The following is an 11,035-nucleotide window of genomic DNA, read 5'->3' on the forward strand; positions in this document are numbered from 1 at the left end:
AGGTAAGGAGGCCGAGATCAAGTATTAGTGGATGAAATATTGTTTCCTCGTCCCTTACTTAACTACCGGAATTCTGCCGTAGCATCCCAGAACATTCTAGTGGTCCAGTTCGGGTATCCATGACCTGCGCCATTGCTAGCGCCATCACCGCCGTACCCCCAGTTATGAGGACAGTAAGAGACTTCAGCGCCGGCAGCACAACCTTGGTAAGTTTTGCACTGTGGATACCCTGGCATATCCGCCGTGTTTGTTGAACAGCCATTTTTAACTCGATAGAACTCTGTCATGTCTCTACCGCTGGCGCCCATAAATGCGTTCAAAACAGTGTCGTTGTTACCGTAAATAATAATCGCCTTTACATTACCTTTACAGTTACGCCCTTCTGGATTCGTTACTTGATAACCACCCACAGGTTTTGGGTTAACCGGTGCAATTCCCGTAACTTTATCGCCATGCTCACATGCGATCATGCCGGAGTAGTCACCACCACTACTGTAGCCAGTCGCAAATACAGCCGCTTTATTCACACAAAACTGATCCGTGATGCGGTTATATAATGGCTCAAACATTTGAAAATCAGCTCCACCCCAGCCACCACCGGTGTTTCTCGCTGTTGCGTAAACAAAAATGGCGTTGTTTTTGGCATTACTATTAAAGCCGTCACCGCGTTCCGAATACCCTACGCCGTCAGTGCCTGTATTGTGAAAATCAAAATACAATGGGTAGGCTTTATTACGATCATAATTTTGCGGAAGTGAGACTAAATAAGAATTCCCATTACCGATGGGCGTATTGCCTGTTTGCCCTGGAGCTTGGCCACAACCCGCGCTGGGGTTTGATTCGCCAGGAACCGGTGGTGGTGGGGGCGGTGGAATAGTACTTTCTTCGTTACACATGGTGCCGTGGTACAAGCCAATATTGTCGAGCGTTACATCGGCATCAGAAACACCAACGTTAAATAAAAGGCGCGACGTATCGTCGGTAGTACTCGCCGTAAAGGTATGTTTGAAACGCTCAAGAGTGGTCCCAATACTGATATTAACCGGGCTAGAAACAACCGATCGATAACCTTCGTCGCTGTCTATATTCAACTCGATATCGCGATTATTCACCGCAAAAGCATCAAAACATACGGTATAGGAAATACCGGCTTGCACAGCAACAGGGTGCTTAACCTGAACATCGTATCCATTGTTTGTAGTCGCACTAATAGCAACATTCAAAGTATTATTCCAAGTGAATGTTGCGACATTAGCACCCAGGTACGTTGTAAACCCTTCTGCGCCAGAATCAAATTCACCTGTACTTGTTAACAATGTATTTTCAGTGCCTGGCCCGCCTTGCGCCATAGGCTCGCTGCTTGAAGACGCACTAGCCGGTGCACTCGACACGGCAACAGAGGAACTGCCCGTATCGCTACACCAAGGGTTATTAGAGGTACTTTTTAGGAATGTTGCTATATTGGCTGCTGTTGCTTCGCACGCGGCATCGCCCGCACAGCCCGATTTAAAGTTCATCATTTTGCTAGCGATATAAGCATCTAGCGAAGTGTTAGACTCGGAAAACTCCTTGAAGCTATTAACATCAATAGGGGAACCCACACCTGGTTTGCCCGGCGCCATCCCAGTAGCTTCATTAAAATCACCGTGACATGCACTGCACGACTCCTCACCAAAAGCACTTCGGCCAACGGCAACATCAACAACAGAGCAATCAACCGGATCGGTTGATGCCGCCGAAGATACAACGGCAACCGCACTGCTAGCAACCACTGCAATACTTGAACTGCTAGGGGTAACCGCTACGCTTGAATTCGCTTGGGCTTCGGAACTGGAATTGCCCGGTGTGGGCTTGGGATCGGCCACACAAGCAGGAAGGAGAATGGTGGATAAGGCGATTGCCAAATACCGACCTTTAAAAGCAGCGCCCGTTAGGTGCTCCACTTTTTGAGTGATCGTTTTATTTTTATTCATTTTTAAACCTCTAAGAAGGGTCGTACCTTGCTTATCTCGCGGGTAAAACGCACAGAAAACCCCAGTTAAAGGGAATCTAGCGAAATGCCGGCAAAATATTCAGATGAGAGGCCAAAAGAGCACTAAAGCGCCCTTTTGGCCTTTACTTAGATTTGACTCAAACCTACATCACTAAGATAAGTCTAATGGACCTCGGCTATTACCAAACGAATTCACGTTGGCACCCACATGTTGCTGCATTGCCAAGAATAAGTCGGCAATTCGACCACTGTTACTATTGATATGGCGGCCAGATCTAACTCGGCCATTACCTTTACCGGCAATAACGATGGGCAAGTCATAGTGGCTATGTGTATTGCCATCGGCAATTTCACTGGAATAAAGCACCATGCAACTATCGAGTAGCGACTTACCTTGAATATCAGTCGATGCCTTTAATTTTTTGCAAAGGTCGGCATACTGCTCCATATGGTAAGTATCAATCTTTTTCAACAAATCGTAGTTACCCTGCTGACCGAGATGATGAGAAATATCGTGGTGACCTTTGCTAATACCTAAGTTGCTATAGCTCCTACCGTTTAAGCCGTTAGAAAACACATAGCTGATAACCCTAGTTAAATCACATGTAAAGGCCATCACCATCAAATCGTTAAACAACTTACCATTTATGTCAAAGTTGCCATTGCCGCCAATGTTAGGACGCTCACAAGCACTACTCTGAACCATATCTGGCTGCTCGAAGTTAAGTCGGCCTTCAAGTTCGCGCACACCCTCCAAGTATTTCTGCAGCTTTTCTTTGTCAGCGATACCCAGTTTGTTTTCAAGCCGGTTAACATCCCCTAAGACAGCATCAATAACCGACTTATTAACCGCAGCAGAAGTGTCTACGCCGCCAGAATTCTCTGGTAAATCTCCACTAAACAAACGGTTAAACAAACGCTGGGGATTATCCTCTCTCGGCGATGGAGTCGATGCGTCCTCCCAAGAAATATTGCCCATGTAGGCCGCGGAATAACCGTTATCCGGGAATCCACCACCTACGCCATCAATACCGAGGTGCAAATTTCTATAGCGTGTTTGCCCCTCAATTTGTCGCGCGGCAATCACATCCATCGTAGTCGCCGATGCAATGCGGTTTTTAGCCACTTCAGCACAGGTCATAAAGGCGCCACTGCCCTTACCATGGTCACCGGCCTGGCCCGCCATCGGGTCGTTATGCAAACCCTTGATGGTCGTTATGTCGCCTGCGATGTCGCGCAGCGGGTTTAGCGAAGTTGCCGTGCCAAAATTACCGTTAAAATCACCTGCCCGACTCGGCGTGAAGGCCTGCATATGGCAGCCGTTGCCGGTAAACATCACCAGCATACGGCCGGGCGTTGCATCTTGCGCGAAGGCTGTTTTACCGGTTGGCAACATGGCCTCTAGCAGGGGTAGCGACATACAAACGCCAGAACCTGCCAAAAATGAACGACGGTTTAGCTTAGGAGCCTTATTTCTTCTTAATTCTATCTGGGTCATTGTAATACTCCTATTATGGCTGCTGCGAGCCGGTGTTTGCGCCTAAGCGTGAACGGAACGCTGGGCTCAAAACGATTTCAGTAAACACATCATGAATGCTGTGTGCGCTGTCTAGCGTCTTTTTGTAAATGTCATACACCGCAGGGTAGTCTTCAGAGACGTTGCCCGGCACATAAACCGTGCTCGACCGTCGACCCAATGCATAAGTCATCATGTAACCAATTGAACAAACGCTAACATCACCTTTTGTTGCCAAAATATCAGCGAGCTCTGTCAAGCTGGAAAAATCTCCTCCGTTATTCGGTAGCTGAGCTGATGAGTCAACGGCTCTATTGTTAACCGTATATTCATCGCGCCAGAGACCAATGGGGTTGAAGTTCTCCAGACCATAACCAATCGGGTCAACATAGGCATGACATGCAAAACAAACTGGTGATGACTCTTTGTGAGTCTCAGAAATTTGCCGCGAGTCCAAGCCCAATGGGATTGCGGGGAACAATGCAATAGTTTCGGCAGTAGGCTCAGGTGGCCGATCACAGAGAAACCTGTCCATTACCCAAACTCCTCGTTTAACTGGCGAAGTAGAATCCGATTTTGAGTGCAAAGTTAGCGACGAAGCGTGGCCTAGTAAGCCTTTGCGATCAGAGCCTGCTGGCCACTCGTACATACGGAAGTTATTACCGAATACACCCTGCACACCATAGAAATTAGCCAATGGCTCATTCAAGAACGTGTAGCCCGCATTCAAAATTTCGGAAATCGGGCGGTTCTCACTAATAATGTGGCCAAGGAAGCTGCGCGTTTCAGTTTTCAAAGCTTCTTCGATCTCATCGGTGTACTCAGGGAATAAATTAGAGTCAACGGTGTGCTCATCAAATTTGTCGTCTCTGAAGTCCAGCCAATTGACCGCAAATTCATCTAACAACGTACCCGCCCTAGGATCTGCCAACATACGCGCCACCTCCGATCGGATTGTTGCATCATTAAGCAGTGAGCCGTTGGCCGCCGCGCTCAGCAGTTGATCGTCAGGCGTACTGGCCCACAAGAAGTAGGAGATACGACTCGCCAGCTCATATGCCGTAAGCGGCTGAGGATCAGTGGACATTAAATTCTGATCAAATTCAGGCCTGTATAGAAAGTTAGGTGAGAGCAACATAGCGCGCAACATTGTAGTCATCGAGGTCGCGCGGTTGCCGGTGACACCCTGCACTTCATTGTACAGCGCCAGTAAACCACCTGATTCTTCGCTTGAAAGCGGACGACGCCACACTTTAATACCCAGCACATTGATAACCGCTTGTGCACAGTTAGCACTGGTGACATCACAACTGATAATTGAGCGATTCCCATTCACCGCTGCCTCTACAACCTCTGTTGCTATGTTTAATGCAGCTTCATCAAACTTCTCAATAAAGAAGGCGGACACAGAGAGTGTTGCGTTGTCATTACTGAACTGGCCGTCCGTGTCTGAGGGGAATTCATCCGCGGGCTTTGAAGTTATACCGAACAGATCGCGAACAGTATTGTTATATTCAGGCTGACTTAGGCGGCTCATTACGGGCGGCAACGGCGCAATGTCTGCTATGGGCGCATCGGGCTCTGGCCCAGGTATAGGCCGCCCAATAAACGGGTTAACGCTGGCAATATATTTGCCGGTGTAATAGGAACACTCGGCATCGCAAGTACCAAAGTTCGCTTCAAAGCCCGGAGGTGGCATAGTCGCTTCGATGGATGCAATCAAGCTCTGTAAGTCGTGCCCTGACTCGTCTGCACGTGTACCCACGCCTTTGATAGCGGCACCGTGGCAGGTTACGCACTGAGCATCAAAAATTTGCTTGCCTCGGTCGGCATGGGTAACAACGGTATCGGCCTTGTAAATAACGATGCCCGTAATTTTTGCAAAGGCCGTCACACTTTGAAAGTCGATATTTAAAGTACCGTCACTAACAGCAACACGGTCAACCTGCTCTACCATCGCGGCGTTAAAGCCGGCGGTTTTAAAGATGTCGACATTGCTCAGCCGGCTTTGCCCCTCAACAATCACATTGAAGATCCGCTCGCCAGCCACTTCGTGGTAAGTTTCACTGAAGTTAAAACGAATGTTATAACTTCCATTGTCCACAGGGATCGCATAGCTAGAGTCTTCATAGCGCTCACTTTGATACACTGCGTCTTCATTGGTACCGGCAATTTCATTGGTGTTCGTATAAGTAAGGCCGCCAGTAAAGTAAGCGTCTGCTTGGTATTGAATGCCGTCAAGCGTTGCGGCATCCCCCCCCGCATTGATAGCCAAGGCAAATGTTGGCTCACCCGGCATTTCTTCTGCTGGCGGGATAAAACCTGAAGTGTTCGGTAGACTACTTGATGCCGCCTGCGCACTGGATGTCGGCGAAACATCAGGGCTGCTGCTTGCTGTATTGGCAGCACTTGAGCTGCCAGTCCCCGACTCTGCCACACAAGCGCTTAGCACACCCGCCATTCCGGCGAGCATAAAATAACTTGCTATTCGCCTCGCTTTACTATTAACCATTTCTGTATCTCCGATCAATCTATGGATTTGACTGAGTTATTACTTTTATTTGCCAAAGGTGTTTAGCGCCTGATAATTGATAGCGGTCGAAACAACACCGACCCAACAATGCATGCACCTTTCCCCTGCGTTAAAAAATAACAACCTTTTCGTTAAAATAGATCCCAGAATCTACAGGGTTAATAAAAAATCACTTTTTTGTTATTAATCATTCAGATCCTTTGCGTTTTATTACCCGCAGGACCGTTAAGGTGAGACTTAAGTCTCGGATGGAATGGGGCTAGATATGAGTGTATTTAACAAAGAAAAAACGAGTAAGGAGAGATAATGCGAAAAATAGAGAGCGCGAAAACATAGTTTACGGAGCATTAACCAACAAAACCTTTGAATTTTTACCCATAAAAAAGAGAATTTAGACTCGATTACAGAATGGCATGACGGCAGGCATAAGACACCCCCATCACTACATGTAAACCCCAGCACTTAAAAACCCCATATTTCAGGAAAAATATGGGGTGCGAAACAATTCGATAACGTGATGAAAGTCACAAATTTAAAACCCGTAAAAACAAGCAAAACGATTCATTTTTGATTAAAAACCCCGAAGCCTTAGATAAATTTCAACTTAAAATAAATGCGAATCATCAGGCCAAAAATCGATCCGCAAAAAAACGTCATCGGAATATTAGATAGTCAAGGGACGGAAACTACTGAATACGAATACCCAACGTGGCGGCCTTACTATTCCAATTACCGTCATAATTCGCAGCCTTCACCTCCAAGGTGTACTCACCTTTAGAAAGGTTGGTATAGGTAGCCGAGTGCTGCACTCCTACCTCCCTCCAAGCGTTATCAAAACCCTTCAAGCGATAAGCATATTGATTTTTATTACTGCCCCGATAACTCAGCAATGCGAAATCAACAGAAAACATTTGCAAGCTACTTTCAATGGTAATTTGTGACGCAGCACTTAAAACGTTAATCAATACAGAATCCCTTGCAACAGCGACAGATTTAGCGTCTAACGACAAATTTGTAAAAACAATAGGTGCTTGATAAGCCGACTTTTCGATGCCCTTGGGTGAAAAAGCCATCAAGCCATTTTCACCACCAAACATTAATGTGTTGTCGCGGGTTAACCAACTAGCGTTCGCATTAAAGGCGCCCTTCTGCCAACCGATATGAGGGCGGTAGTTTTTAAGCTGGGCGGTACTGGGATTAATGGTTGATAAACCATTACTGGTTCCTAACCATAAAGTATTAGACGAATCTTGCACGATACTTTTAATCACATCGTCAACAAGACCATCAGCCTTCGTAAAACGTTTAAAGCTTTTAGTGGTCGCATTCCAACGATTCAAACCGCCAGCCGTGCCCACCCACAACTGCCCAAGATTATCTTCAAACAAAGACTCCACCGAATTTTGGCTCAGACTATTAACATCGTTAGGCACATTTTTATACACGCTAAAGGTGCCGGCCTTTCGGTCCATTAAATTAAGCCCGGCACTGGTGCCCACCCAAAAACGCCCGTGCTTATCCTCTAGCATGGTCCAAACCTCGTTGGCTGCCAAGCTGTCGCTCGCAGCGCTGGGCGCAAAATTTTGCACAGTTTGTGTGCTGGGCTGGTAACGGTAAAGGCCACTAAATTGCGTGCCCACCCAAAGGTTATTATCGCTATCCTGATATAAGCTCCATACACTTAGCGTCTTTGCGCTGCCATCTTTATTGCGCGCCAAGGTATGGCGTGTGATTTTTTGATTGGACAAATCGATACTGGCCAAGCCGCCGCCCCACGTCCCGACCCATAAGGTTTTATCGCCCGTATTTAATAGCGCGAGCACGGCATTGCTTTGCAGCGAATTCTCGTGCTCACTCGCTTTAAAAACGCGGAAACGGCCGTTCTTACGATTAAGGCGGTTAAGCCCACCGCCATCAGTACCAACCCAAATATTATCGGTATCTTCAGCGAAAGCCATCACCGAGTTGTGACTGAGGCTTCCCTCCTGCAAAGGGTTCGGAGTATATAAAGTGGCCACGGTTGTAGATCGGTTAAAATAGCTTACGCCGGTAGGGAAATGCCCCGTCCAGATATCGCCGTTATTATCCTGCAGCAATGCCTTAACGGTATTAGTTACCAACGAGGTGGATGATGCGGAATTATTTTTGTAATGTATGAAGGTTTTTGTTTCAGCATCAAATAGATCCAAACCACCTTGATCCGTAGCAACCCACAACAAGCCCTGCTTATCGAATAGTAAACTCCAAATAAGATCGGCACTTAAGCTGCCAATGTCTTTAACATTATGCCGATAGACAGCCGCTTTTAATGTTTCAGTATTAGCTGAAACGTAATTTTTCGAGGCTACATCTAATTCATAAAGCCCTTTATTAGTTCCAACCCAGAGTTTATTAATACCAAAAGCCAAGGCTTTAACTTCTGCGCTATCTAATCTTGTGTTCGATACTACGCGAGTAAAATTATTTGATTGCCAGTTTTGATAATACAACCCCTGAGACGTGCCTACCCACAATCGCTTATTCACATCAAATTGCAGCGCCATTACTGGATGCGAAGCCGGTATTTTAACATCCGGATATACGACTTTAATGGCGGTAGAGTCAGGAGAAATAATATTAATGCCGGCCCACGTCGCCGCTAGAATTTCGCCATTTGGCGAGCCAGTCACCTTCATAACATAATTATTACTTAAGGAAAGCGTTGGCGATTGATCGGTATAGCGCACATGCTCTTCCGTTAGCATGTTGTATTTTATTAAGCCATAGCTCGTCGCTAGCCATAAATTATTCTGCTTATCTTCATAAATATCATGCACTCGTTTAATCGCATTATTAGCATCACCCGATTGCCCAACAACCTTAAGCGTATAGCCATCGTATCGTACCAGCCCACCCATGCCGCCGATCCAAATAAACCCTTGGCGGTCTTGAATCACATCATAAATAGCGCCTAGGGCAATATCGTGTTCGGCTAATATGCGCTTAAATTTGACATTACTAGGGTTAATATCCCCCTGAAACGCCTGCGCGCAATAAACGTTAAAAAACACAAAGGCAAATATGATACTCATTTTAAATCGCGTTAAATGGGGCATAAAGGTCTCGCAGCGCTGTATTAATAGAGAATAAACGTGTCAATAAATATCTATGAAGTGTAGCGGTTTGACCTATAATTGCAGAGAATTACCGGTATAGCGGGGATGTTGATGAATGCCAATCTATTGATCTGGGGGTTAGTAATAAGCTCTATCGGCTTGGGCTATTTTATGTATGGCAAAAAAGTGAGCAACGGCGTTATTCGCTATACAGGGCTTGCCCTCATGGTTTACCCCTATTTTGTACACAACACACTGTTACTTGTTGGTATAGGTGGCGCACTATTGCTATTGCCTAAGTTTTTAAAGCTATAGTTTGGCTCGCAAACCTAAACGGCAACGTATGGTCGCCGCTCAATAAAAACGCCTAATTGGATAAACGATTATCGCTTCGCCCTTTAATTATTTTTACACAATGCGAAATCGGCAGGAATTTTAATTAGGCGTATATTGCGAATCGACATCTCCAGCTTACCTTTAGCTTGCAAGCTAAAAGGGGAATCCAATTTAGAAAAGTCGGTGCCTGTATTTTTAAAGCAGCGCAATGGCAGTGGCAAGGTAATCCACTCATTGCGAGGGTAAGCATCCAGCAGTGGGTTTAGGGTTACAGTACCGCGACAAGGGTAACCACACGACATACTGAGCTCAATCGGATTCCTTAATTTTTTCGTCGCAACATTCATTTCAATCGCCAAGGCAATGGTATCGTCTAACTGACTAAGGTTAATCGCTTGGCCGTTGATCGAAAAAACCCCGTCCTTTTTCTTGGATCGCCATTTAATATGTACAACATCATCTTGCTGATTAAACGAAATAGCCTTATTGGCGCTAACACCTATATTATCTTTTTGCGGTTGATACCATTCGGTCTCATCACCTAAAGCCAATTGCCAACCGGGTACAGCAACGCCATTGAGTAAATAATTACTCAAACGGCTAGGCCCTTCGGCCGAAGCGGCCATAGGTAACATTGCGCTCGAAACAAGAAAAGCCACTAAAGGTAAAGGTACAAACATCTTACGGCTTAAATTCACCAGGTGCGGGATAAGTAACATAAGCAGCCTCGATATTAAATTATAGGGTCACTTATAATAGAGTAGCGCTTTACACGCCAAAGCATATATCGATTTGTGCGGTTAATGGCATCTATAGAAAGAAATGGGAATATGGGCTAAGCACTCTTCGCCGCACAAGCAAAACAAAGGCAAGCCCTGCCCTTGGCCGCATCGGGGACGCGCTGCAATAACTCACGAGGGAAGGCGACCACAGGACTATAACACCAGCAGTCCTCAACGTTACCCGCACATTCGACCCTTGCGCACGCATTCAACTCACCGCAAAGCGGGCATTTTTTAGGATCAACAGTCGTTACTTCGCTCAACGGAGCCCCCATTGTCAGGATGGTTATCAGTCCTAATTAAAAAGCACTATTAAAAAGCCCGGTTAAAAAGGACAATCACAAATAGCATGAACGCGTTCACCCGTTATCGGGTGATCAAAATCAATTGTTGTGGCGTGTAACATTAAACGCGGGGCAAGAGCACCGACAGCTTTAGTTGCGTATAAATCACAGCCCAAAATAGAGTGCCCTATTTCGCGACTGTGAATACGCAACTGATGCGTGCGCCCCGTTAAAGGCGTAAAATTCATACGGGTGGTATTTTTTTGCCGGTCACGATACGTCACTTGATAGTGGCTTATAGCCGCCTTGCCCGTTTCGAAACAAATTTTTTGCAGCGGGAAATTAGGCGGATCTTTGGCCACAGGGAGTTCAATCGTATCGCTATCCTTGGCCACAATTCCATGCAGTATTGCGGTATAGGTTTTGGTAATCGTTCGCGCCTGAAACTGCCGATTAAAAACAGCATTCACGCTTTTATTCAAAGGAACAATCATAA

Annotated in this window: 8 protein-coding genes; 1 reads left to right on the top strand and 7 read right to left on the bottom strand. The window is 46.1% G+C overall.

Annotation, left to right across the window (positions count from 1 at the left end):
• Positions 1-62: 62 nt before the first annotated feature.
• The 4 genes from AC3A8L_RS13010 to AC3A8L_RS13025 all read right to left on the bottom strand — a co-directional run bounded on the left by AC3A8L_RS13010 (position 63) and on the right by AC3A8L_RS13025 (position 9,113).
• Positions 63-1,973 carry a CE1 family esterase gene (locus tag AC3A8L_RS13010; protein WP_487962696.1) on the bottom strand — a complete coding sequence of 637 codons (1,911 nt, stop codon included), beginning with the start codon at positions 1,971-1,973 and terminating at the stop codon, positions 63-65.
• Between the two features lie 171 nt (positions 1,974-2,144).
• Positions 2,145-3,491, bottom strand: coding sequence for a DUF1552 domain-containing protein (locus AC3A8L_RS13015; protein ID WP_487962697.1), 1,347 nt, complete (start codon positions 3,489-3,491; stop codon positions 2,145-2,147).
• A 13-nt stretch (positions 3,492-3,504) separates the two neighbouring features.
• Positions 3,505-6,021, bottom strand: a complete 2,517-nt coding sequence (locus tag AC3A8L_RS13020) for a DUF1592 domain-containing protein (protein WP_487962698.1) — start codon at positions 6,019-6,021, stop codon at positions 3,505-3,507.
• A gap of 707 nt (positions 6,022-6,728) precedes the next feature.
• Positions 6,729-9,113: a ligand-binding sensor domain-containing protein gene (locus AC3A8L_RS13025; RefSeq protein WP_487962699.1), complete on the bottom strand. Its 2,385-nt coding sequence runs from the start codon at positions 9,111-9,113 to the stop codon at positions 6,729-6,731.
• A gap of 135 nt (positions 9,114-9,248) precedes the next feature.
• On the opposite strand from AC3A8L_RS13025, the gene AC3A8L_RS13030 reads away from it, so the two are divergent.
• The gene (locus AC3A8L_RS13030) at positions 9,249-9,452 is read left to right on the top strand and encodes a hypothetical protein (RefSeq protein ID WP_487962700.1); all 204 of its coding nucleotides are present in this window, start codon (positions 9,249-9,251) and stop codon (positions 9,450-9,452) included.
• A gap of 83 nt (positions 9,453-9,535) precedes the next feature.
• On the opposite strand, the gene AC3A8L_RS13035 is transcribed toward AC3A8L_RS13030, so the two are convergent.
• From AC3A8L_RS13035 to AC3A8L_RS13045, 3 genes are all read right to left on the bottom strand, one after another.
• Positions 9,536-10,192: a putative glycoside hydrolase gene (locus AC3A8L_RS13035; RefSeq protein ID WP_487962701.1), complete on the bottom strand. Its 657-nt coding sequence runs from the start codon at positions 10,190-10,192 to the stop codon at positions 9,536-9,538.
• Positions 10,193-10,308: 116 nt separating this feature from the next.
• Positions 10,309-10,530, bottom strand: a complete 222-nt coding sequence (locus AC3A8L_RS13040; protein ID WP_487962702.1) for a cysteine-rich CWC family protein — start codon at positions 10,528-10,530, stop codon at positions 10,309-10,311.
• A 50-nt stretch (positions 10,531-10,580) separates the two neighbouring features.
• On the bottom strand, positions 10,581-11,035 hold a 455-nt coding region (locus AC3A8L_RS13045), incomplete at its 5' end, for an RluA family pseudouridine synthase (protein ID WP_487962703.1).

This window comes from Marinagarivorans sp., assembly GCF_982758155.1.

Coding starts and splice junctions, on each gene's coding strand:
- AC3A8L_RS13040 (WP_487962702.1), bottom strand. CDS start 10,530: ATGGGGGCTCCGTTGAGCGAAGTAACGACTGTTGATCCTAAAAAATGC.
- AC3A8L_RS13020 (WP_487962698.1), bottom strand. CDS start 6,021: ATGGTTAATAGTAAAGCGAGGCGAATAGCAAGTTATTTTATGCTCGCC.
- AC3A8L_RS13010 (WP_487962696.1), bottom strand. CDS start 1,973: ATGAATAAAAATAAAACGATCACTCAAAAAGTGGAGCACCTAACGGGC.
- AC3A8L_RS13025 (WP_487962699.1), bottom strand. CDS start 9,113: ATGAGTATCATATTTGCCTTTGTGTTTTTTAACGTTTATTGCGCGCAG.
- AC3A8L_RS13030 (WP_487962700.1), top strand. CDS start 9,249: ATGAATGCCAATCTATTGATCTGGGGGTTAGTAATAAGCTCTATCGGC.
- AC3A8L_RS13015 (WP_487962697.1), bottom strand. CDS start 3,491: ATGACCCAGATAGAATTAAGAAGAAATAAGGCTCCTAAGCTAAACCGT.
- AC3A8L_RS13035 (WP_487962701.1), bottom strand. CDS start 10,192: ATGTTACTTATCCCGCACCTGGTGAATTTAAGCCGTAAGATGTTTGTA.